At 41.0% G+C, this 24,037-nt stretch carries 18 protein-coding genes; 12 read left to right on the top strand and 6 right to left on the bottom strand.

Annotated features, from left to right (window positions below; all coding sequences use genetic code 11):
- Window positions 1–14: 14 nt before the first annotated feature.
- Window positions 15–1,010 (bottom strand): glycosyltransferase family 2 protein, encoded by a 996-nt coding sequence (locus tag P162_RS12295; protein WP_031427700.1) that lies wholly within the window; start codon window positions 1,008–1,010, stop codon window positions 15–17.
- A 9-nt stretch (window positions 1,011–1,019) separates the two neighbouring features.
- Window positions 1,020–1,466 carry a type I restriction enzyme HsdR N-terminal domain-containing protein gene (locus P162_RS12290; protein WP_031427699.1) on the bottom strand — a complete coding sequence of 149 codons (447 nt, stop codon included), beginning with the start codon at window positions 1,464–1,466 and terminating at the stop codon, window positions 1,020–1,022.
- 160 nt (window positions 1,467–1,626) lie between these two features.
- Between P162_RS12290 and holA the strand changes: the two genes are divergently transcribed.
- Window positions 1,627–2,655: a DNA polymerase III subunit delta gene (gene holA / locus P162_RS12285; protein WP_031427698.1), complete on the top strand. Its 1,029-nt coding sequence runs from the start codon at window positions 1,627–1,629 to the stop codon at window positions 2,653–2,655.
- A gap of 43 nt (window positions 2,656–2,698) precedes the next feature.
- Here holA and P162_RS12280 read toward each other — a convergent pair whose 3' ends face one another.
- Window positions 2,699–3,415 carry a 16S rRNA (uracil(1498)-N(3))-methyltransferase gene (locus P162_RS12280; RefSeq protein ID WP_031427697.1) on the bottom strand — a complete coding sequence of 239 codons (717 nt, stop codon included), beginning with the start codon at window positions 3,413–3,415 and terminating at the stop codon, window positions 2,699–2,701.
- 3 nt (window positions 3,416–3,418) lie between these two features.
- The gene (gene tsaD, locus P162_RS12275) at window positions 3,419–4,453 is read right to left on the bottom strand and encodes a tRNA (adenosine(37)-N6)-threonylcarbamoyltransferase complex transferase subunit TsaD (RefSeq protein WP_031427695.1); all 1,035 of its coding nucleotides are present in this window, start codon (window positions 4,451–4,453) and stop codon (window positions 3,419–3,421) included.
- Window positions 4,454–4,568: 115 nt separating this feature from the next.
- On the opposite strand from tsaD, the gene P162_RS12270 reads away from it, so the two are divergent.
- The 4 genes from P162_RS12270 to P162_RS12255 all read left to right on the top strand — a co-directional run bounded on the left by P162_RS12270 (window position 4,569) and on the right by P162_RS12255 (window position 12,118).
- Complete coding sequence (locus tag P162_RS12270; RefSeq protein WP_031427693.1) at window positions 4,569–8,960, top strand: translocation/assembly module TamB domain-containing protein; 4,392 nt, start codon at window positions 4,569–4,571, stop codon at window positions 8,958–8,960.
- A 208-nt stretch (window positions 8,961–9,168) separates the two neighbouring features.
- Entirely contained in the window at window positions 9,169–10,155 is a 987-nt protein-coding gene (pfkA, locus tag P162_RS12265) for a 6-phosphofructokinase (protein ID WP_031427692.1), read from the top strand.
- A 26-nt stretch (window positions 10,156–10,181) separates the two neighbouring features.
- Window positions 10,182–11,183 (top strand): type I glyceraldehyde-3-phosphate dehydrogenase, encoded by a 1,002-nt coding sequence (gap, locus tag P162_RS12260; RefSeq protein ID WP_031427691.1) that lies wholly within the window; start codon window positions 10,182–10,184, stop codon window positions 11,181–11,183.
- A gap of 71 nt (window positions 11,184–11,254) precedes the next feature.
- Complete coding sequence (locus tag P162_RS12255) at window positions 11,255–12,118, top strand: N-acetylglucosamine kinase (protein WP_031427689.1); 864 nt, start codon at window positions 11,255–11,257, stop codon at window positions 12,116–12,118.
- 30 nt (window positions 12,119–12,148) lie between these two features.
- Here the strand turns inward: P162_RS12255 and P162_RS12250 are convergent, their stop codons facing one another.
- Window positions 12,149–12,532: a RidA family protein gene (locus P162_RS12250; protein ID WP_031427688.1), complete on the bottom strand. Its 384-nt coding sequence runs from the start codon at window positions 12,530–12,532 to the stop codon at window positions 12,149–12,151.
- Window positions 12,533–12,595: 63 nt separating this feature from the next.
- On the bottom strand, window positions 12,596–15,367 hold the full coding sequence (locus P162_RS12245) for a putative LPS assembly protein LptD (RefSeq protein ID WP_241077768.1): 2,772 nt from the start codon (window positions 15,365–15,367) through the stop codon (window positions 12,596–12,598).
- 89 nt (window positions 15,368–15,456) lie between these two features.
- Here P162_RS12245 and P162_RS12240 point away from each other — a divergent pair, with 89 nt between their 5' ends.
- The 7 genes from P162_RS12240 (at window position 15,457) to P162_RS12210 (ending at window position 23,978) form a co-directional block, all read left to right on the top strand.
- A complete protein-coding gene (locus tag P162_RS12240) occupies window positions 15,457–16,548 on the top strand; it encodes an N-acetylmuramoyl-L-alanine amidase (RefSeq protein ID WP_031427684.1) in 1,092 nt (363 codons plus the stop codon).
- A 65-nt stretch (window positions 16,549–16,613) separates the two neighbouring features.
- Entirely contained in the window at window positions 16,614–17,564 is a 951-nt protein-coding gene (locus tag P162_RS12235) for an MlaD family protein (RefSeq protein ID WP_031427683.1), read from the top strand.
- 1 nt (window position 17,565) lies between these two features.
- Entirely contained in the window at window positions 17,566–18,906 is a 1,341-nt protein-coding gene (locus P162_RS12230; protein WP_031427681.1) for a (Fe-S)-binding protein, read from the top strand.
- Between the two features lie 33 nt (window positions 18,907–18,939).
- Window positions 18,940–19,374, top strand: coding sequence for a phosphoheptose isomerase (locus tag P162_RS12225; RefSeq protein ID WP_031427679.1), 435 nt, complete (start codon window positions 18,940–18,942; stop codon window positions 19,372–19,374).
- 141 nt (window positions 19,375–19,515) lie between these two features.
- Window positions 19,516–20,307 carry a (Fe-S)-binding protein gene (locus tag P162_RS12220; RefSeq protein ID WP_031427678.1) on the top strand — a complete coding sequence of 264 codons (792 nt, stop codon included), beginning with the start codon at window positions 19,516–19,518 and terminating at the stop codon, window positions 20,305–20,307.
- 44 nt (window positions 20,308–20,351) lie between these two features.
- Window positions 20,352–20,840, top strand: a complete 489-nt coding sequence (locus P162_RS12215) for a hypothetical protein (RefSeq protein WP_031427677.1) — start codon at window positions 20,352–20,354, stop codon at window positions 20,838–20,840.
- Window positions 20,841–21,062: 222 nt separating this feature from the next.
- Complete coding sequence (locus tag P162_RS12210; protein WP_031427676.1) at window positions 21,063–23,978, top strand: glycoside hydrolase family 3 N-terminal domain-containing protein; 2,916 nt, start codon at window positions 21,063–21,065, stop codon at window positions 23,976–23,978.
- Window positions 23,979–24,037 lie beyond the last annotated feature (59 nt).

Raw genomic sequence — 24,037 nt, 5'->3', positions numbered from 1 at the left:
TTATTGTCAAGATATCAGTTTTTTGTGTATATCTTTTTTCTTTTTACAAAATAGGACCAAACAATGGAGTTTTCTTCAAAATAAATGCCAATATTATTACGAACCGACCTTTTCTTGTACATTTTATAAAAATTCCTGTAAAAATCAATGTGCGCCCTAAAAATTGCCCAGGAATGTCTGGGCTTCCTTTCCACAATAAATTTACCGGCAGCAATAGCGTCCAGGCACATTCTTGTAAAAATCAAGAAATACACCTTTCCTGATGAGACATTTTTTAAAAGGGCAAAGAGCGTATTCCTGAAATTGAGGAAAGTTTTTTGTGGGTTCATCGCGCCTAATGTAGCGCCTCCTACATGATAAACGCTGCTATTTGCTATATATTTCACCTCGTGGCCCAGCGCATTGATGCGCCAGCAAAGATCAATCTCTTCCTGATGGGCAAAAAAGTCTTCGTCAAGTGCCCCGGCTTTCCAGAAAACTGACTTTTTTACCGCAAAACAGGCTCCGCTTGCCCAGAAAATGCGAGCATCTTCATTGTATTGACCTATATCCTTCTCTACCGTTTCAAAAATCCTACCCCGGCAATAAGGATAACCCAGCGCATCTAGAAAACCTCCTGCGGCACCGGCGTACTCAAAGTATTCGGGGTTTTTATAATCAAGGATTTTTGGTTGGGCAGCGCCCAGATTGCTATTGGCTTGAAAAGCATTGATCACCGGGGTCAACCAGCCGGCAGTCGTTTCAATATCGCTGTTCATTAAAACGACCAGATCTTCAACTACTTCTTTTAGGGCAAGGTTATACCCCCGCGCATATCCCCCGTTTTCAGTATTCTGAATACGTTTAACCTGCGGGAAATTCGTCCGCAGAAATTCTACGGAATCATCTGTGGAAGCATTATCTGCAACGTAAATCGTCGCTTCAGCAGCGCTGTGTGCGATGACACTGGGCAAAAATTTTGCGAGCAGGTCGCGCCCGTTCCAGTTGAGTATGACAATAGCCGTTTTCACGCGTGCAAATTACGGGCTATAAGTGGGGATTTCTTTTAAAAACACATATTTTTCTTGGCTATAGTCCATCGTGCAGTAATAATGGTCCAGACCATTTGTCACCATAAGGTAAGCCGACTGAAGTTCCAGGTTATACCGTGCGATCTGGTCAAAGGTTTCCTGGCTTATTTTTATTTGGGGCGCTTTACATTCCACAATAAGCTGAATATTCCCTTTTTTATCAAAAACCACGATATCATAGCGTTTTTTAGTATGGTGCAAAAGAATTTCCTTCTCAACATTAATGAGCGAAAGTGGATAATTTAGCTCATAATGTAGGTACCACACCACATGCTGGCGCACCCATTCTTCCGGCGTGAGCCGTATAAATTTTTTGCGTACCAGGTCAAAAAGGAACAGTTTATTTTCCTTATTTTTGATGCGAAAAGGATATCGTTTGAAATTGAGTTCCTGCATGGTACAAAAGTAGTCAAATACCTGCGCAAATCCCCATATAATACACTGTTTACGGCACTCCTTTCAAATTAAAAATTCACCATTTTTGGGTCTAAAACAATCCAATTTGACCTATTATTGACTGATTTTCAGTCTATTTTAAATACAAAAAACCAGTTATTTGGAAGAAGCAAACCGCATTATTGCAGACCTTAAAAAAGGAATTATCAAGCCCATTTATTTTTTAATGGGTGAAGAGCCGTATTATATAGATTACATATCCTCTTATATTGATCAAAATCTGCTCAGCGAAGAAGAAAAAGGCTTTAATCAGGTCGTACTTTATGGTCGTGATGTGAAATTAGACGAGGTGGTATCACAGGCTAAACGTTATCCCATGATGGCAGAACGCCAGGTGGTCATCGTAAAAGAAGCGCAGGACCTATCGCGCGAAATCCTCGCCACTTCAGATAATAAGAAAAATGTTCTTGAGGCTTACGCCGAAAATCCACAGCAAACCACCGTACTTGTCTTTTGCTACAAATATAAAAAGCTGGATAAGCGTAAAAAAGTATACAAAAACATCGCCAAAACCGGTGTGGTCATGGAGAGCAAAAAACTCTATGAAAACCAGGTGGGCGACTGGATCAGGAAGGCGATGAGCTCCCGCGGTTACACCATAGAACCCAAAGCGGCGCTTATGCTGGTCGAATTTCTGGGTACAGATCTGGGAAAAATAAGCAATGAACTGGATAAACTCACGATCATTCTCCCTAAGGGGAGCACGATCACACCCGCTGCGATAGAAGAAAACATAGGGATCAGTAAGGATTTTAATAATTTTGAACTCCGTAAGGCCGTAGGGGCGCGCGACGTGCTCAAGGCACACCGCATCGTCAATTATTTCTCGCAGAACCCAAAAGACAATCCCATGGTACTTACCATTACGTTGCTTTTTGGTTTCTTTCAAAGTCTGATGACCTACCACGGCCTACCTTCTAAAGATAAAAATACGGTGGCCAAAGCCTTAAAGGTGAATCCGTATTTTGTGGGTGAATATGTTACCGCCGCGCAACATTACCCTATGAAACAGGTTAGCCAGATCATCAATTTGTTACGGGACGCCGATGTGAAGAGCAAAGGTGTGGGCGCATACAACCTTTCTCAGGGTGACCTGCTAAAAGAACTGTTAGTGCGAATTATGAACTGATCCATCCCCCTAACCCCCGAAGGGGGAACACTTGTAAGGTGATTTAGTGGGAATTTACAAAAGCTACGCTGTGCGCAGCTACGATAGCGGCGGTTTCTGTGCGCAGCCGGCTTTCACCCAATAGTACCGGCTGAAAACCGTTAGAACACGCAAAAGCAATCTCTTCTGGGGAGAAATCGCCTTCTGGGCCTATCAATATTAAAATATCTGTATGGGGTTTCAACTTTTGCTTTAAGGAAAAACGCTCCTTATCTTCTTCACAGTGGGCAATATATTTTTCTTGGGCACCCTGATGCTGCTGCGCGATAAAATCTTTAAGAGCAATGGCTTCATTTAATTTCGGCAAAAAGGCTTTTAGCGACTGCTTCATAGCGCTTTGCAGAATACGCTCGTAGCGTTCGGGTTTGATCACTTTGCGTTCGCTATGATCACAGATAATGGGCGTGATTTCAGATATGCCTATTTCGGTGGCTTTTTCCAGAAACGTCTCATACCTATCGTTCAATTTTGTGGGAGCAACAGCAAGGTGCAGCCGGTATGGCAAGCTCTCCTGGGCAACAACCTCCAGAATACTGACCTTACATTTAGAAGCGCTTGACTGTACGATTTCCGCTTTGTAAAAATTACCGTTTCCATCTGTAAAATCGAGGGTATCCCCTTCTTTTTTACGCAGCACTTTGACAATATGCTTGCTCTCATCTTTAGGAAACGTAGCTGTTGTGGTCTGTGGTTTAAGGTCTGCGTTGTAAAATAGTTGCATAAATTAAAGGGATAGACGGGCCTTTGCCACGATATTATTTTCTGTATAGCCGTTCTGGTCAAAATCGTGTTCACTATACTTAAGATAACCCACAATGCCCACCATAGCGGCATTATCTGTGGTATATTCAAGCTTTGGCACAAAAGTTTGCCATCCCTTTTGCTCAGCGTCTTTTAATGCTTTTCTGATTCCGCTATTAGCGGAAACCCCGCCTCCTATGGCCACCTGTTTGATTCCGGTTTGTTTTACGGCCAGTTTCAGCTTATCCATCAGGATTTGAATAATGGTATACTGAATGGAAGCACAAATATCATTTCGGTTTTTCTCGACAAAATCCGGATCTTTTTTAACCTCTGCCTGATAGAAATAGAGAATTGCCGTTTTGAGTCCGCTAAAGCTAAAATCGAGTCCGCCCACTTTCGGTTTCGTGAATTTAAAGGCTTTGGGATTTCCCTCTCTGGCATATTTATCGATCAATGGTCCACCGGGATATGGAAAACCAAGGATTTTCGCACTTTTATCAAAAGCTTCGCCCACGGCGTCATCAAGCGTTTGCCCCAGGATTTCCATCGTAAAGTAACCGGTCACCTTGACAATCTGCGTATGCCCGCCAGAAATGGTCAATGCCAGAAAAGGAAATGTGGGCTTGTGGTGCTTTTCTTCGGTAATAAAATGTGCGAGAATGTGCGCCTGCATATGGTTGACATCTATTAGCGGAATATCAAGTCCCATCGCCAGGGATTTTGCGAAGGAGGTTCCCACGAGCAACGATCCCATAAGACCGGGGCCGCTTGTAAATGCAATGGCAGAAAGCTGGTATTTGCTGATTTTAGCCTCCCGTAAAGCTTCATGAACCACGGGAACGATGTTTTGCTGATGCGCACGGGAAGCCAACTCTGGCACCACGCCACCATATTTTTTATGAACCTCCTGCCCTGCCACAACATTAGACATCACAATATCGTTGTGAAGCACGGCTGCGGCGGTATCGTCACAGGAAGATTCTATTGCGAGAATGTATGTACTATTTTTTGACATATATCAATAAGTCATAGGGTTTGTTCTGTACTTTTGCCAGAGACTGTACAAAGTTAAAACTTAAAAACGTATCAGAAAATTCAGGAAAATATTCAGGCGTATCCTCTTTATTCTTATGGGGATCATTGCGCTTTTGGTCGTGGTTTTTTCTATTCCGTCTGTACAGACTTTTATAGCAAAAAAAGCAACGACTTCATTGAATGAAACCTATGGAACTTCCATCAACGTGGCGAAGGTACATATTAAATACAATGGGCAGGTCGCACTCAAGGAAGTTTACGTTGCAGACCATCATCAAGATACCCTGATATTTTCCCAGCTTGCTGAAACCAGCCTCTTGAGCATTACACGCCTTATTCTTGACAACACCATGAACGTGGGTGAAGTTTCTCTTGATCATACTAAATTCTACATCACAAAATACGCGGGCGAAGAAAAAGACAATTTAAATATTTTTTCAGAGAAATTTAAAACCGGTAAAAAATCTGGCGAACCCTTTCATATGACCGCAGGGGATGTAACCTTTACCCACGGTCATTTCAAGTTTACAAATCAGGATCTGGAAGAAGGCAGTCAGGAGCTCGTGAATTATAAAAACCTTGCGCTACATGCAAAAGATTTTAAGCTTGATGACCTTGATATAAGCGCCCAAATAAAGAATCTATATTTTGATGCAGCAAGGGGATACCACATCAGGGGCTTAAGCGGAAAATTAAACTATAGCCCAGAGGCGATACTCATTGATGATCTTGACCTGGAGACTGAAAATTCAAATATCGCAGGAAGCATCGCCATTGATACGCGCAACAACGCTTTTTCTGATTTTATCAACAAAGCCAACCTCAACTTTCAATTTACCGAAGCATCACTTTCCACAACAGATTTAAAAGCTTTTTATGCCGATTTTGGTAAAAATAGGCGAATAAATTTTACGGGAACAATGAAGGGAACGCTCAACGACCTCTATCTCAATAATATTGATATGCAGGGTCTGGGCAACAGTAAAATAAATGGAAATCTACATTTTCAGCAACTTTTTAGCCCAGAAACAAATTTTAGGATCGATGCTACTTTAGAGCAATTGCAGAGCAATTACTATGACCTTACGGGACTGCTACCCCAGACCCTAGGGAAAACCTTGCCTAAGGAAATGATGCGCCTGGGCAATGTGAACCTTAATGGACGTACGATTATCACGAATAATTCGGTTTACGCAAAAACACAGGGCACCACCGGGCTGGGCGCAATAGAAACTGATTTGGAACTCACCAATACCCAGAATATAGAAGATGCAGCCTATGTAGGCGATATCAAGGCAAAGGACTTTCATCTGGGACGTTTGCTAGATGTTGAAAAACTGGGGCGTATCAGTTTTAATTTTAATGTGGGAGGCGCTGGCTTTAGTCAGGAAAAATTAAATACGCGCATACGCGGAACAATAAACCGCGTGGCCTACAATGGTTACAACTATAAAGATATCACCGTCTCCGGAAACCTGCAGAACCCCGTTTTCAATGGGCAGCTGCAGATCAATGATGAAAATGCCCAGTTATCTTTTGATGGACTGGTAGATGTCACAAAAGCGGTAAATAATTACGATTTTACTGCAGATATTGACCATATTAACCTTGCAAAACTCAATTTCCTTACGGATTCCATCGCGATTTTGAAAGGTCGCGTAAAAATGGATATGACAGGGACTACAGTTGATAATGTGATTGGCAGTATTAATTTTAGCAATGCCAGTTTTCAAAATGCGAATGCGCTTTATGATTTTAATGATTTTGTGATTTCATCTTCTTTTGAGGGTAATATCAGGACGATTGCAATGGATTCCCCAGATATAATTTCAGGGGAAGTATCCGGTAATTTTAGGGTTGATGACGTCGTACCGTTATTTCGTAATGCCATAGGAAGTTTATATACCAATTATGAACCCTCTACGGTAACCCAGGATCAATTTATGGATTTCAACTTTCAGATAAACAGTAAGATCGTTGAAGTTTTTGTGCCACAGATTGAACTAGAACCAGAAACGGTGATACGCGGCAGTGTGGTATCCAATGACGCAGATTTTAAACTCACCTTCCGTTCCCCACAGATTAAAGCGTTTGGCTTTCTGGTAGAAGGTATAAATATGCGCGTGGACAATAAAAATCCGCTATTCAACACGTTTATTGAGGCAGACAGCATAGGAAGCAGTATCTACGGTGTTTCTGATTTCAACCTTATCAATGCAACCCTTAAGGACACCCTTTTTATTCGCAGCGAATTCAAAGGTGGCCCCAAAAGCGAGGATAGCTTTAACCTGAACTTTTTTCATACGATAAATGCAGACAATAACTCTGTGATAGGTTTTAACAGGTCAGGTATAAATTTTAAAAACAACGAATGGTTTATCAATGCTGAAAACAATACTGCAAACCGTATCGTCTTTGCTGATAATTTTCAGAAAATTGATATAGAAGAACTTGTGATGTCCCACCAGGAAGAGCGTATAAGCCTTGGCGGAAGAATCAAAGATTCTACAGCCATAGACATCAGGACGACCTTTAATAATGTGAGATTATCACATATCGCGCCCTATATAGACAGTCTGGACCTCAAGGGCCTCGTAAATGGCAACCTCAATTTGCTCAAAAAAAATGGCGCCTATTTGCCTGAAAGTAACATTCGTATAGACACCTTTAAGGTCAACAACATTTTACTGGGCAATCTCAACCTGAATATTGAAGGTAACGAGAGCCTCACAAATTATGACATCAATGCCCGGTTAGTAAAAGAAGGCCTGGAAAGCCTGACTGCAAAAGGAATGATCAATGTAGATCAGGAAAGCCCGTATATTGATCTGGATGCTCAGCTCAATAAGTTGAACCTTTCCGCTTTTAGTCCTTTGGGAGGTGAGGTGCTGAGCAATATTAGAGGTTTAGCGAGTGGCCGCGCACGCGTAGTGGGAAATTATAAGAATCCAGAAATAAATGGCGAACTGCTTTTGCGAGAAGCAGGGTTAAAGGTGCCTTACCTAAATACTGATTACGCCTTTATGGGTACGGCGCGCGTAAATATGAGCGGTCAGCAATTCCGGTTTTTTAATGTGAACTTACAGGATACTAAATTTGATACTAAAGGTGTATTGAACGGAACTATTAGCCATAGTTTTTTCAAAACCTGGAATATGGACCTCAATATCACCACAGATCGCATGCTGGTCCTGGACACGCAGCCAGACGACTTTTCTTTATATTATGGTACTGCATTTATAAGTGGCAATGCTTCTATCGCGGGGCCTACAGATGAACTCGTCATAGATGTAACCGCAAAGACAGAAGCCGGCACTACTTTTAAAATTCCGCTGAGCGATACAGAATCTTTTGGTGACAATAGTATCATTTATTTTTTGAGCCCGGCAGAAAAGAAAGCGCGTGCCGGCGGCGAGGAGATTGTATTGCAGGAAATTAAGGGGCTGGAACTCAATTTTGACCTGGAAGTTACCCGCGATGCCGAAGTCGAAATTGTTGTGGATAAAGTAAACGGAAGTACGCTGCGTGGTCGCGGTGCCGGCTACTTGTTGATACAAATAAATACCAACGGAAAATTCAACATGTTTGGCGATTTTACGCCTTACGAAGGTGTTTACAACTTTAGGTACAGTGGGGTGGTACAAAAACAATTTGACATTCTCCCCGAAGGAAAAATAAGTTGGGACGGCAGCCCAGAGCGTGCGCTGCTCGATATTAGCGCAGCCTACAAAACACAGGCAAACCCCTCAATTTTACTGGAAAATCCTTCCATAAACCGAAAAATTCCGGTAAATGTGATCATTAATCTGGATGGTCAGCTGGTACAGCCAGATATTACTTTTGACTTCCAATTTCCCAGTACGACCTCTATCGTAACCTCTGAACTGGAATACAGACTGGATGACCGTGCAACCAGGGAGCTGCAGGCCTTCTCTTTAGTGACCCAAGGTTCGTTCTACAGCCAGAGCGGTATAGATGCACAAACCGTGGCCTATGGAAACCTAATAGAAACTGCCTCGGGTATTTTTAACAGCATACTTTCTGACGATGATGGCAAATTCACGGTAGGCCTTGATTATGTTCAGGCAGACCGCACCCCTAACCTTCAGACATCTGGACGGTTTGGCTTTACGGTATCAACACAGATTTCAAAAACGATACTAATCAATGGCAAAGTAGGGGTTCCCGTGGGCGGCCTTAGTGAATCTGTAGTTGTAGGCGATGTTGAAGTAGACTTTTTGCTCAACGAGGATGGTACGTTAAGGGCAACGGTTTTTAACCGACAGGACGATATTCAGTTTTTTGGACAGCGGGAAGGATATACCCAGGGAATAGGTATTAATTACTCCGTGGATTTTAATACCGTGCGCGAACTTTTCAGAAAAATCCTGGAAGGAAAATCAACTACTGAGAATACGGAAGAAGGCCTTGAAATCGTGCCTGCAGATTCTGAAATCCCATACGAAGGTGTCGAAGAGAATTATTGAGTTGCATTTGTGATTTGATAATTTAACGCCCCTTTCATTTTGCATACCTCAAAATACCACCTTCAACTTCAAAATTTCATAAAATAAAAGCTTTTGAAAAATAACTTGTTAACGAAAACGATTGATTTTATTGAATAGCAGAAATTCATTCGCATTCTACTCTAATAATTCAATTCTATTGCTATTTTTGTGTTTCAGTTGATAATAAATGAGCAAAAAAATTAAAAAAATCGGAGTGATGACTTCCGGAGGTGATTCTCCAGGAATGAATGCTGCCGTGCGATCTGTAGTGCGTACCTGCGCCTATCATAAATTAGAATGTGTTGGGATTTATAGAGGTTATGAAGGGCTGATAGAAGGCGCTTTTGAACCTATGAATGCCCGTAGTGTTCGGGATATCATAAATCGCGGCGGCACCATTTTAAAGTCTGCCCGTTCAAAAGAATTCAGGACAAAAGAAGGACGCCAGAAAGCCTATGATAACCTCATCAAGCACGAGATAGATGCTATGGTGCTCATAGGAGGCGACGGTACTTTTACAGGTGGATTAATCTTCGAGGAAGAATTTAATTTTCCCTGCATTGGTATTCCGGGAACCATAGACAACGACATACGTGGAACAGACCGAACTTTAGGTTATGATACGGCACTCAATACGGCTGTAGAAGCTATAGATAAGATTCGGGATACCGCAAGCTCGCATAACCGCCTTTTCTTTATAGAAGTTATGGGACGCGATGTGGGTCATATTGCACTCAACGCCGGTGTAGGTGGCGGTGCGGAAGAAATACTGATCCCAGAAGCAAATATGGGCATAGAACGCCTGGTTGAATCACTTACCCGTAGTGGTGCAAGTGGCAAAACCTCAAGTCTTGTCGTGGTTGCAGAAGGTGATAAAACAGGTAAAAGTGTTTTTGAACTTAAAGATTATGTAGACAATAATCTGGAAGGCTATGATGTACGTGTTGCCGTTTTAGGTCACCTACAACGCGGTGGTTCACCAAGTTGTTATGACCGTGTACTGGCGAGCCGTATGGGCGTGAAAGCCGTAGAATCCCTTATGGAAGGCAAAAGCAGCTATATGGTGGGCACCCAGCACGATAAGATGGTACTTTACCCACTGGAACAGGCTATAAAAAGCGGTTCTGATATTAACCAAGAATTGATACGTGTGTCTGAAATAATGACCACTTAATATAATTAATTTAAATACACATTATAATGGCAAATTTGAAAATTGGAATAAATGGATTTGGACGTATAGGGCGAATCGTTTTCAGGGCAACATTGAAGCGTGATAACGTAGATGTAGTTGCAATAAACGATCTTCTTGACGTAGAACACCTTGCCTATTTATTAAAATATGATTCTGTTCATGGAAGATTTGACGGTACTGTAGAAGTACAGGACGGTCACCTTGTTGTAGACGGAAAAAAAGTACGCGTAACCGCAGAAAGAGATCCTAAAAACCTTAAATGGAACGACGTAAATGTTGACGTTGTTGCAGAATGTACCGGTATTTTTACTACTACCGAAACAGCAAATCAACATATTGAAGCTGGCGCTAAAAAAGTAGTGATCTCCGCTCCATCTAAAGATGTACCTATGTTTGTTATGGGTGTAAACCATAAAGACATCAAAGCAGATCAGAAAATAGTTTCTAACGCATCTTGTACCACAAACTGTCTCGCACCTTTAGCTAAGGTACTTAATGACAACTGGGGTATTGAAGAAGCACTTATGACTACTATTCACGCGTCTACTGCAAGCCAATTTACCGTAGATAGCCCGGCCAAGAAAAATTACCGTATGGGCCGTAGCGCACTCGCCAACATTATCCCTACCACTACTGGTGCTGCTGTCGCAGTAACTAAGGTAATCCCTTCCCTTGAAGGAAAACTCACCGGTATGGCTTTCCGTGTTCCTACTCCAGACGTTTCTGTAGTAGATTTGACCGTACGCTTGAGCAAAGAAACTTCTCTAGCTGAAATCAACAAAGCATTTAAAGCGGCTTCAGAAGGAGAGATGAAAGGCGTTCTTGGTTATACTGAGGAAGCTGTGGTATCTCAGGATTTTGTGAGCGATCCACGCACCAGTATACTTGACGCTGATAGCGGTATCGAGTTGAACCCTAAATTCTTTAAGCTTGTATCATGGTATGACAATGAGTTTGGTTACTCTAACAAACTTGTTGACCTTGCTGAATATGTGAATTCTTTATAGGATCACGGCAATATTTTAAAACCCTTTTTAGCTTGCTAAAGAGGGTTTATTTTCTAATATAATTTATTCTTATGATTTTAGTAGTTGATAGTGGCTCCACAAAGACAGACTGGATCGCGCTTAGTGAGGATGGGGAACAAATTTTCCAGACACAAACCTTTGGACTCAACCCCCAGGTACTTTCCAACGAAATTCTCACAGAACGTATCATCAATAATTATGAACTCTACAAGCACAGGCATGAAGTAACACAACTTTACTTTTATGGTGCTGGTTGTGGTACTGAAAAGCCTAAAGAATCCTTACGTGAGGTATTCAAGGATTTCTTTGATAAAGTGAATAAGCCTGAGATCATGGAAGATACCTATGCAGCGCTTTACGCGACTACGCAAAGGGAAGAACCCAGCATTGTCTGTATCATAGGCACAGGATCTAATTGCAGTATGTTCAACGGGGAGAACATTGAACAAAAAGTAACGTCACTGGGTTACATTTTAATGGATGACGGTAGTGGCAACTATTACGGCCGCCAGCTATTGAGGGATTTTCACTTCAACAAAATACCAAAAGATTTGGCTTATGAATTTGCCAAAGAATTTGATCTTACCGCTGAGAGCATAAAAACGCATTTGTATAAAATGCCAAACCCTAATACTTATCTTGCTCAGTTTGCGAAGTTCCTTATCACGAATAAAGAACACGAATACTGTCAAAAGCTTATAAGAAAAGGGTTGAAATTATTTATTGAACACCAGATTTTACAGTTTGATAATGCGCATAAGGTACCTGTACATTTTGTAGGTTCAATCGCTTTTTATCTTCAGGAAGAACTTAAACAACTTCTTAAAGAGTACGATCTGCAAATAGGAAAAGTACTTAAGCGCCCTATTGAAGGTCTTGTGAAATATCACAAGAGTTACATGATGGTTAAATAAATACTTCTAAGGCATGATTACCAGGAAATATCAAAAAGCCACGGCTATCATAGATATTTCAACATTTACGTATTTTGGCAAATTTGATACTTCAACCGTTTCTCTAGCAGGAGCGGTTTTTTCATTAAAATAGGTGGCATAAACGGTGTTTACAGCCCCAAAATTGGCCATATCACTCAAGAAAATAGAGCTTTTTACCACATTTTCAAAATCCATATTTGCCTCTTCAAGAATTGCTTTTAGATTAAGCATCACTTGATCTGTTTCTTTTGCAATATCGCCGCTCACAAGTTCACCTGTTGCAGGATCAACGGGAATTTGTCCACTGATATATAGCGTGTTTTCTGATAAAATTGCCTGATTATAAGGTCCTATGGGAGCAGGAGCGTTCTTTGTGGTAATTATTTTTTTCATAAGAAAATGTTGTTTATTTGTTTTAAAATCGGCTTTTTAAGGCTAAAAATTGGTCTTTTTACGCTATAATTGGCGATCTGGGGGCCTGCGTTGCTCATATTTAAGATCGCTCAATGCACTTGATTTTATACCTATAAAGAAGTTGTAAGATTTATAGGTACCGAAAGGCGTCCAGCTAAAAGTCATATTAAAACTCTCCAGGTCCCGGCGAAAACGCAACTGCGTAGGTGTAAATCTACCATCAGTAAGGTCAATTCCCGAAGATGCCCCTATAAACCACCGCTCCCCTAACTCCACATCGCCACTAAAGTTCATGGCATGGGAAGTAATCATGTTTTGCCTGGTCAAATTACCATAATTCACATTGTAATTTACTCGCAAATTCCACGGTAGCGTGTAATTATAAAGTTCCTGCTCTTCATCTTCATCAGGTTCTGGCTCTTCATCTTCATAAAACTCACCATTGATATTATCTATACTTTTTCCGAAAAGCGCATCTGGTCTCCCCCCGTTTCTAAACGTTTCGTTTTCATCCCGGTTTTCGTTTTCGGTCTTTTTGGTGAAATTTTTACTGGAAAATGCGTAGCCAAAATTCGCACTTGCATTCGTAAGCCTAAAAAGGCTTCCACCGTTTTCGATGTTGAGCTTATCAACACGCTGGTTATTGTTGTTGAGTGCGTAGGGGTCTAAGGTCATGTTGAAGTTTACGCTCAACTTGCTTTCAATAATAGGGATCGTACCGCTTACCCGCAACGGACTTAATTTTAAACTATCTGCAAGAAAATTATAATTTGCAGAAACCGAAAGGTTGTTGAGCAACGTTATTTTTTTCGGCTCCAGCGCAGTGCTGTCCTTATCCCGTACCTTAGCTTCAATATTATTATTTACCGAAAAACTCAAGCCGCTGGAGCGAAAATTACTGGGCGCCCCGTAAAAACCACCGTCAAAACGGGAATATTCGACCTCACGGGTAAGCGCTCCATCGGGATCATTCGCTTCTGGCGCAAGATAGGTTTCGTAATACTGATCAAAAGCCGGGTTGTAGCTAAAGGATACGCTGGGTTTTATGGTATGTCGTATGGCCTGGATTTTTTTATCATCGCCAAAGTTGAACTGCCCATAAACAGTCGTTCCCATACTTGTGCTAAAATTGTAAGTCCTAAAGGCATCAAAACCACTTATGGTATCTTCCACAACCTCGCGGGCCACCTCATCATAACTCCGCTCAACGGTCTCAAAAACCCAGGATTCCTGAAAATTTGAACTTGCCGAAACACTAAAATAATTAAAAAGTTTAAAGTTGGTCGTAATAGGAATATTATGCCGAATGCCGGTTTCTGCCTCTTTGAACATTTTTGCCGTAAAAAATTCGTCATCGGTGGTCGTGAACCTATTGGCTCCCGTTCCTGAGTAGTTCAGGTTTATATTTTGGATAATCCCTTTTTTGCTTCCGGAAGAAGGGGCAAAGGGATAAATACGGTCTACGTTTACCTGCAATGTGGGCAAGGTCATATTAATGACGCCGGTAGAAGTACTTTGCGAATGATTAGCAGTAAGAGAGAGGTTTACCTGAGGCACGCTCTGAAAGGTCCTGGAATATGATATAGAAGAGCTTAAGGTATTTTGTAGCCGGTTTCCTATGTTGTTGATATTTATGGACTGGCGATAGAAATCACTGCTCCCCAGGTTTACAGAGGCAGAAAACCTGGAGTTGGGACTGGCTTTTGCATCTTGACTGTGACTCCAGGCAATATTGTAATTATTGGCAACGCTATAATCTGGCAGCCCACGCTCACTATTTACTAATTTATCAAAGGTCACACGCAAATTCCCATTGAAACTGTAACGCTTTCTATAGGTTGTGGTCCCGCGTAAACCATAACTTCCATTAGTATAGTAATCCCCTTGCATGGTAAGGTCAAAATAATCGCTTAACGCGAAATAATAACCTCCGTTCTGTAAAAAATAGCCCCTGTTACTGTCCTCACCGGGAGAAGGCAAAATAAATCCTGAAACGCTGGTCTCTTGTTCCATAGGAAAATACGCAAAAGGAACACCCAACGGCGTAGGCACATCTGCAATAAACATGTTAACCAGCCCGGTAACGATTTTTTTGCCCGGCACAAATTTTACGCGCCGCGCATAGAAGTAATATTCAGGATCTTCAAGATTTTTACTTGTGGTGAACTTCACGTTTTTCATAAATACGACCGAGTCATTCACCCGCTTGCTCAATTCATTGATCACATAGAACTCTCCCTGTTGTGTACGCGAACCGAAAACCCTGGCTTTTTCCGTTTTAAAATTGAATACAATGGAATCTGGCTCTACGGTACTATTGGCCTGTACAAAAACGGGACCCTGGGTATAAGCCCCAGAACTATCAATTATACCTTTTGCAAAAACGGTATTAGTCGTATTATCAACCACGATCTCACCCGCAGTTATGTTTACGTTTGTGTAATTTACCTCAGCATTGTTGTAGAGATACAATTTATTTGTCTTTCTATTAAAACGCGCATAATCTGCGGCTTTATAATCTACGATAGCAGAAAGCGGCTCTTTAATACTATCTGTTTTGACACTATCCTGAGCAGCCAGGGGCTTTTTTTGACCAGCAGGCACAAAAAGTGGCGCAATTATTGGTCTTTGTGGTGTAATTACCGTATCTACAGGCTTAATCGTATTGGATTCGGACTGCGGAAGATCTTGAGCGCTTAAAACAGGCGAACAGAACAGTCCAAATACCAGTATAAACAGAACGGTTAAGTAATTTGTTTGCAATGCGATTAATACTATTTTTGTAATTATATCTGGCAATAAATGAATTGCCAAAATTACAGTTATTTTTTTTATACCCTTCTTACAAAGGGATTAAATATGAAATCTTAAAATAACCTCCACCTATTGGCGTTGACCTTTATATGAGAACGAAGTCTACCTACATTCTAGTATTTTTAACCTACCTGGTTTTTGCAAGTTCTTTTACGCACGTGCCAGTTCCACCAAAAGATAAATTTATAGTGGTGCTTGATGCTGGCCACGGTGGTCATGATCCCGGTAAACAAACGAGATCAGGGCTGCGTGAAAAAGATATAGCCCTTAAGATTACCCTTGATGTGGGTCGCGAACTGGAGAAAAACAGTGCCATTGAAGTAATATACACGCGCAAAAAAGATGAATTTATTGATCTTGAAGAACGTGGCGCTATTGCGAACCGTGCAAAGGCAGATCTTTTTGTATCCATTCATTGCAATGCGCATTCCTCACAAGCAAGCGGCGCAGAAACCTATGTGCTGGGACTACACAGGAACCAGACCAACTTTGAAGTGGCTAAATCAGAGAACTCGGTTATCTTTTTAGAATCCAATTATGAGGAAAAGTATTCCCAGTACGATGTGAATTCCCCAGAATCTGTAATAGGACTCACCCTTATGCAGGAAGAATACCTGGAACAGAGTATTTATCTGGCAGGTCTTGTTCAGGATAATTTTCGCCAAAAGCTAAAAAGACAGGACCGCAGTGTAAAGCAAGCCGGTTTTATCGTTTTGCACCAGACCATAATGCCAAGTGTGCTCATAGAAACGGGTTTTATCACCAATACTTCCGAAGGAAAATTCTTGAGCACTTCAAGTGGTCAAAGTGCCATTGCAAATGCTATTGCTGATGCCGTTGTAGATTACGAGGAACATGTAGGCGTCAATGAACTGCTGGGAATCTCTTCTACCGAACCCGTTGCAGAAGTAAGCGATGTCATTTACAAAGATGTTACCTTTAAAGTACAACTTGCCGCCAGTGGCAACAATATTGCCACAAGAGCATATAATTTTAAGGGCCTGGAAGAGGTTACCAAAAATAAAGAAGGGAGGCTCTACAAATATTATTATGGCGCTACCTCAAATTATACAGAGATCAATAATAAGCTCACAAAAGCGAAAGAAAAGGGTTTTTCTACCGCTTATATTGTATGTTTTAAAAATGGTATAAAAACTCCCGTGGAGGATATCTTAAATTAAATACATGGGATTGAGCACAAACCAATTTTATTCCTATTTTTGTCTTTAATCCTAAATCATCTACTTTGAAGTTATCTAAAGAAGTAAAAACGGGCTTGTTAGCCATAGTTGCCATTGCCCTGCTTATTTTTGGTTATAGTTTTCTAAAAGGGGAAAACCTATTTAGCGAGGACCGAACCTTTTATGCTATTTATGATGATGTAGAAGGGCTTGCACCATCTTCAAATGTTACCATTAATGGACTCGAAGTAGGCAAGGTTATATCAATAAATTTTGCAGGAAATTCTGGCAATCTGCTGGTTACCTTTAATCTTAAGAATGATTTTCCATTTTCAAGAAATAGCAATGCGGAAATTTATGGTGGTGGTCTCATAGGCGGTAAATCACTGGCTATTATACCTAAATACGACAATGGCGAGTTGGCAAAATCAGGAGACACTTTGAAAGGTACGATAGATGAAGGGATCTTTGAACTTGTAAATGACAGATTAAGCCCATTACAGAAAAAGGTTGAATCAGTAATCGGTCAAACGGATTCTGTACTTGTTTCCGTTAATGACGTCCTTGACACAGATACACGGGAGAATCTGCGTAATGCAATTGCAAGCCTAACCCAAACTGCGGCAACTTTCAGTAGCGCTTCTCAATCATTGAATGGCCTTCTTACCGATAACCGTTCTAAACTTAACCGGACTTTTACCAATCTGGATCAAATGTCTGCCAACTTCAAAAGCATAAGTGATAGTGTTTCTCAATTAGAGATAGGGCAGCTTACAAACAATATGCAGAAAGTAATTGCTGATTTTGAGCAGGTTTCTTCAAAATTGAACAGTACGGAAGGAACTGCCGGTAAATTGATCAATGACGATCAATTGTATAATAATCTGGAACTTGCGACTAAACAAATGCAGGAATTAATGCAGGATATCAAACTAAACCCAAAACGTTACGTACATTTCTCTGTATTTGGCAAAAATCCTGGTCCTTACGAAAAACCAGAAGATTCCCTGAAATAATATGCAGTACCTCCCTAACATCCTGTTTTTAATTGCGCTTCTGGCCGGTATAGGTTTCTTTGCGTTCAATGTGCGCAAACTAGTGCGCAACATAAAAATGGGACGGGATGTTGATGTAAGCGATCACAAGCCTCAACGCTGGAAAAACATGGCAAAAATTGCCCTGGGGCAGTACAAAATGGTACGACGTCCCGTGAGCGGTATTATACATGTTCTGGTTTATCTGGGTTTTGTGATTATCAATATTGAAGTCCTTGAAATCATTATAGATGGCCTTTTTGGTACCCACCGCATTTTTTCATTCATGGGGGGCTTTTACGATTTTCTAATTGCATCTTTCGAAGTTTTTGGTTTTTTGGTGCTTGTTGGGGTTATTTTATTTTGGCTTCGCCGAAACATTATACGCATCAAACGCTTTTGGCATAAAGAATTGAATGGCTGGCCCAAACTGGATGCCAATCTTATTCTTTATTTTGAAATGGTAATCATGTGCCTTTTTCTGACTATGAACGCGGCAGATTTGCAATTACAGCTTCAAGGCGCAGAACATTATTCTTCAAGTGCCGGCATCACGGGATCCTTTCCTATAAGCCAGTTTATTGCACCTTTTTTTGAGAATATGGACATTTCAAGTCTTATTATTCTTGAACGCACAGCCTGGTGGCTTCATATTCTTGGGATTTTATTTTTTCTAAACTATTTGTATTATTCCAAGCATTTACACATACTGCTTGCGTTTCCTAACACTTATTTTGGCAGGGTAAGGCCACAAGGTCAATTTGACAACCTGCAAAGCGTCACGGATGAAGTCAAATTAATGATGGATCCAGATGCTGACCCCTATGCTACCCCAGAAGGAGAGGACGATCTGGAGGTCCCGGCAAAATTTGGAGCGAGCGATGCAACAGATTTAAACTGGGTACAACTATTAAGCGCTTATACCTGTACAGAATGTGGCCGCTGTACCAGTGAATGTCCCGCAAATCAAACGGGCAAAAAACTATCTCCCCGAAAAATCATGATGGATACCCGTGACAGGATCGAGGAAATAGGTAAGAATATTGATGATAATAAGGGTATCTTTAAGGATGACGGCAAGCAATTGCTCAACGATTACATTACACCAGAAGAGTTGTGGGCCTGTACGACGTGCAATGCCTGTGTAGAAGCTTGCCCTGTGAGCATCAATCCATTGTCTATCATTATGGATATGAGACAATATCTTGTTATGGAACAAAGTGCCGCACCTGCAGAACTTAACAACGCCATGACCAATATTGAAAATAACGCAGCACCATGGCCTTTTAATCAGATGGACAGGGCAAACTGGATCAACGAGTAGTAAAACCTAAACGTAACTATAAATTTTAGCATAATGCAAAGGGAAGAAGTAGATAAGTTATTAAACGAGAAACTAGAATCTGGGGAGCATGTTAGCCCGGTCTTACCAGAAGGAGTTAAAAATTATCTAATTGATATAGACGGTACCATCACAGAAGATGTTCCCAACGAAGAACCGGAACGTATGGAAACTTGCGAACCTTTTCCTGATGCCTTAAAAACGCTGAACAAATGGTATGATCAAGGCCATATCATATGCTTCTTCACTTCCAGGACAGAAACACACCGCGAAGTGACAGAAAACTGGCTAAAGAAGCACAATTTTAAATACCACAGTCTTTTAATGGGCAAACCACGTGGAGGCAATTATCACTGGATTGACAATCATCTGGTACGCGCTACCCGCTACAAAGGAAAATTCACAGATTTAGTGGAGAAGGATGTGACCATTGAAGTGTTTAAGGAATAGTAAAGCCCTACTTAAAGATCCCTGGTATTTAGGCTTTATGCCTAAATTATACACCCACATAAAAATTGATTTCAGCAAATATTAAGGAAATAGTTAGCGTTATAGTTTAATCATAATCGTATTTCCAATAACAATAGTAAGATGGCAGAAGCTTTGAAAGTTCCAACCATGGCAGAATATACCGCACAGGGTAATACTCCTGAAGTGCTCTTTTGGGTGGGATGTGCTGGCAGTTTTGATGACCGTGCGAAAAAAATTACCAAGGCCTTTGCCAAGTTACTCAACAAGGCCAATGTTGATTTTGCGGTTTTGGGCACAGAAGAAAGTTGTACCGGTGATCCCGCAAAGCGTGCAGGCAATGAATTTTTATTTCAGATGCAGGCGGTTACTAATATAGATGTACTCAATGGCTACGGAATCAAGAAAATCGTTACCACTTGCCCACATTGTTTCAACACGATTAAAAATGAATATCCCGGTCTGGGTGGTAACTATGAAGTCATGCATCACACCCAATTTCTAAAAACCCTTATTGACGAGGGAAAACTCACTGTTGAAGGCGGTAAGTTCAAAGGGAAACGAATTACATTTCACGATCCATGCTATCTCGCGCGTGCCAATAAAGTTTATGAAGCTCCCCGGGAACTTCTAAAAAAACTTGAAGTTGAGCTTATTGAGATGAAGCGATGCAAAACACGCGGTTTCTGTTGTGGTGCCGGCGGTGCCCAAATGTTCAAAGAAGCGGAGCCCGGTAGAAAAGAAGTCAATATAGAACGCACTGAAGAAGCCCTAGAAACCAAACCCGATGTCATAGCTGCAGGATGCCCATTTTGCAATACCATGATGACAGATGGTGTAAATCATGAAGGAAAGTCAAATGAAATTGCTGTGATGGACGTTGCCGAAATGATCGCCGAGGCTGAAGATTTGTAAGAACCTATACCTTTTAAAAATAAAAACCCGAACCCAAACCTATTATGTTAATACCTTTTACTGACCTACCAGACGATTCAAGGATCTGGATCTACCAAAGCAACCGTAAATTCACTGACGAAGAAGTTGTTGAGCTTCAATCCAAACTAGATGATTTCTTAAAACAGTGGACGGCACACGGAGCAAACCTTCAAGCTGGTGGAGAAATTAAATACAATTATTTTATCGTCATAGGACTTGATCAAATCAAGAATGCAGCAAGTGGCTGTTCTATTGATGCGCAGGTTCATTTCATACAGCAATTAGAAAAACAACTGGATGTGGAATTACTGGATAAAATGAACGTAACCTATATTCAGAATGACCGCGTACATCATAAAGCACTCTTGGATTTTAAAAAAATGGTCAAGGAAGGCGCGGTTGGAAAAAGTACTGTTGTATTTAATAACCTTGTCAATACTAAAGAAGAGTACCTTGAATCCTGGGAAGTCCCAGCAATAGAAAGCTGGCACAGCCGTTTTTTTAAAAAATAATCATACTGTATTATGCTTTTGGTTTCATATTAATTAAAATAGGCTCTATCCCAATTTTTACTAGTATTAAAATGAAATTAGCCTAAATCGCATCATAACGTCAACAAAATCCAATAAAACTTCCGATTTTTACGTTATATTAGAGTAATTGAAGAGAAGAGCATTTGTCAGGTCCCAAATCTGGGCAAATGTTTATTTCAGATATTTAGAACACACACCCCCATGTTTAGAATTAACCTACTGTTTTTTACCATTTTTTTTGGAATTCAATTAAATGCCCAGCAGAAAAATCCTTTGATCGCAAAAAACGTTGGACCACAACGTACCTGGGTAGATAGTATCTACACTAAAATGTCGCTAGAAGAAAAAATAGGTCAGTTATTTATGGCTGATATATTTTCAAGTGATCCTAAGTCAAAGGTGGATGCCCTAAAAAATTTAATAGAAAAGCACCATATAGGCGGTGTTATATTTTCAAAAGGTGGGCCCGTACGGCAAGCAAGGCTAAATAATGAACTCCAGTCACTCAGCGATGTACCTCTACTCATAGGTATGGACGCAGAATGGGGGCTTGATATGCGCCTTGATTCCACATACGCCTTCCCCTATAATATGGCATTAGGAGCCATAAACGACAATAAAATCGTTGAGGAGGTAGGCCGGCAGATAGGTCTGCAGAATAAACGGCTGGGTGTACATATAAATTTTGCACCGGTCGTAGATATCAACGTTAATCCAAAAAACCCTATAATTGGTAACCGTTCCTTTGGTGAAAACCGGGAAAATGTCACTCAGAAATCGATTGCTTTCCTAAAGGGGATGCAGCGTGCTGGAGTTCTGGGGAGCGCAAAGCATTTTCCGGGTCATGGAGATACTGATCAAGACTCCCATAAAACACTTCCAACACTAAATTTCACCAGAGAACGACTTGATTCTGTAGAACTATATCCCTATAAACGTGTTATTGAAGCAGGTGTTGCCAGTGTAATGGTAGGACATTTGAATGTTCCCGCGTTAGAATCGAGAGCCAATTATCCTACTTCCCTTTCCAAAAATGTGGTTACATCTTTATTGCAGGATAGTCTAGGTTTTAATGGCCTTATCTTTACAGATGCCCTTAATATGAAAGGCGCTGCCAATTATGATTCGCCAGGAGAAATAGACCTGGCTGCTTTTCAGGCCGGTAATGATATTTTACTTATTAGTGAAGATATCCCAAAGGCGGTTCAAAAGATAAAAGATGCCTACAATGAAGGGCAGATCACTAAGGATAGATTGGCGCGTTCCGTAAAGAAAATATTGTACGCTAAATATTTAGTAGGCCTTAATACATATAAGCCCGTAGCCGAAAAAAACCTGATTAAAGATTTAAATGCAACTTCTTTTGAACTTACTTCCCGAAAAGCGATCGCAGCCTCCCTTACCGTTTTACGTAACGAAGGTGCCATTTTACCCGTAAAAGAGCTTGAAGATAAAAAAATAGCCTATGTTACACTTGGCGATGGTGATAACTCTGCTTTTTATGAGCACATGAACCTTTATGCAAAGGTAGATAAGGTAACCGCACCTACACTCCCGCAACTTTTAGAACGTCTACGCGATTACAATTACGTGGTTGTAGGTTTCCATAAGTCTACGGAAAACCCTTGGAAATCTTATAAATTTTCCGCAAAGGAACAACAATGGCTGGGTGCAATTGCTAAAGATTACCCTACAGTGCTTGACCTGTTCGTTAGTCCGTACGCACTACTTGACATCACAAATAAAAGTAATCTGGAAGGCATCATTTTATCCTACCAGAACAGCAAAGTAGCGCAGGAGCTTAGCGCTCAACTCCTCTTTGGTGCCATAAGCGCTCAGGGCAGCACACCCGTTTCCCTGGGTTCGGATTTTCCCATTCACACCAGTTATCAAACCGGAACATTACGACGGCTTCAATATGGCTTACCGGAAGAAGTTGATATGGACCCAAAAAAATTAAACAAAATAGATTCCTTGGTGCAAACAGGCCTGGATCAGGTAATGTTTCCAGGGGCACAGGTGCTTGTTGCCCGTCGAGGTAAAGTTATTTACAATAAAAACTTTGGCTATCACACCTATAACAAAACAGACAAAGTAGAAGAAAAGGACGTATACGATTTAGCTTCGTTGACAAAAGTACTAGCAACGCTGCCATTAATAATGGAACTCCATAGCAAGGATCAACTTGATCTAGACGATACATTAGGGGACCTTTTACCGGTTCTTGAAGGATCTAATAAGGAGAATATTAAAGTGAAAGAGGTTTTGTCGCATTACGGAGGGTTTAAGCCCTGGATTCCCTTTTACATAAGCACGCTGGACCCTGAATCCAAACAACCTTCAAAAACCTATTATAGAACCACAAAATCGCCCGAATTTGACCTTAAAGTGGCTGATGAACTGTTTTTACGGTCAGATTATGAAGATACAATGGTAAAGATTATCAAAGAAACAGATCTACTGAGCACGAAGCGCTACCTCTACAGCGACCTACCCTATTATCTATTTAAGGAATACCTGGTGGGATACTATGGTACAGACATGGACAATTTAACGCAAAGGCATTTTTACGAACGTCTTGGTGCATACAGGACCGGTTATAGGGCTATTGAAAAATTCAAGAAGGCAACAATAATACCTTCGGAAAATGACACGTATTACCGCAGACAACAGATTCAGGGCTACGTCCATGATATGGGCGCTGCAATGGAGGATAATATGGGAGGTCATGCCGGTCTTTTCAGCAATGCAAATGGGGTGGCAAAAATCATGCAAATGTATCTGCAGAATGGTTATTACGGTGGTGTTCGCTTTTTTTCAAAAGAGACTATGAACGCGTTCAACACTTGTTATTATTGTGCGGATGATGTACGCAGGGGGGTGGGTTTTGACAAACCGCAACTTCATCAGGGCGGCCCCACCTGCGGCTGTGTTTCTAAGAGCAGTTTTGGCCACTCCGGTTTTACGGGAACGTATACATGGGCAGACCCAGAGAGTGAAATCCTGTTTGTATTTCTATCCAACAGAACATTTCCCACCGCAGAGAATAGAAAGCTGATCACATCAAATCTACGTACAGATATTCAACGTGCAATACAGGAGAGCATCATCAATTAATCACATAAGATTTGATGTCTCACGTAACATGCATTACATAGAAAGTAAAAGAAACTAGA

The sequence above is a fragment of the Flavimarina sp. Hel_I_48 genome (genome assembly GCF_000733945.1).
Lineage (GTDB): Bacteria > Bacteroidota > Bacteroidia > Flavobacteriales > Flavobacteriaceae > Leeuwenhoekiella.
Note: the sequence above shows the minus strand (reverse complement) of the source record. Positions and strands in the feature narration are given on the sequence as shown.

Excerpts from the sequence above, each read along its gene's own strand:
- P162_RS12290 (WP_031427699.1), bottom strand. The coding sequence starts at position 1,466 with ATGCAGGAACTCAATTTCAAACGATATCCTTTTCGCATCAAAAATAAG.
- P162_RS12280 (WP_031427697.1), bottom strand. The coding sequence starts at position 3,415 with ATGCAACTATTTTACAACGCAGACCTTAAACCACAGACCACAACAGCT.
- tsaD (WP_031427695.1), bottom strand. The coding sequence starts at position 4,453 with ATGTCAAAAAATAGTACATACATTCTCGCAATAGAATCTTCCTGTGAC.
- P162_RS12270 (WP_031427693.1), top strand. The coding sequence starts at position 4,569 with ATGGGGATCATTGCGCTTTTGGTCGTGGTTTTTTCTATTCCGTCTGTA.
- pfkA (WP_031427692.1), top strand. The coding sequence starts at position 9,169 with ATGAGCAAAAAAATTAAAAAAATCGGAGTGATGACTTCCGGAGGTGAT.
- gap (WP_031427691.1), top strand. The coding sequence starts at position 10,182 with ATGGCAAATTTGAAAATTGGAATAAATGGATTTGGACGTATAGGGCGA.
- P162_RS12255 (WP_031427689.1), top strand. The coding sequence starts at position 11,255 with ATGATTTTAGTAGTTGATAGTGGCTCCACAAAGACAGACTGGATCGCG.
- P162_RS12250 (WP_031427688.1), bottom strand. The coding sequence starts at position 12,532 with ATGAAAAAAATAATTACCACAAAGAACGCTCCTGCTCCCATAGGACCT.
- P162_RS12240 (WP_031427684.1), top strand. The coding sequence starts at position 15,457 with ATGAGAACGAAGTCTACCTACATTCTAGTATTTTTAACCTACCTGGTT.
- P162_RS12230 (WP_031427681.1), top strand. The coding sequence starts at position 17,566 with ATGCAGTACCTCCCTAACATCCTGTTTTTAATTGCGCTTCTGGCCGGT.
- P162_RS12225 (WP_031427679.1), top strand. The coding sequence starts at position 18,940 with ATGCAAAGGGAAGAAGTAGATAAGTTATTAAACGAGAAACTAGAATCT.
- P162_RS12220 (WP_031427678.1), top strand. The coding sequence starts at position 19,516 with ATGGCAGAAGCTTTGAAAGTTCCAACCATGGCAGAATATACCGCACAG.
- P162_RS12215 (WP_031427677.1), top strand. The coding sequence starts at position 20,352 with ATGTTAATACCTTTTACTGACCTACCAGACGATTCAAGGATCTGGATC.
- P162_RS12210 (WP_031427676.1), top strand. The coding sequence starts at position 21,063 with ATGTTTAGAATTAACCTACTGTTTTTTACCATTTTTTTTGGAATTCAA.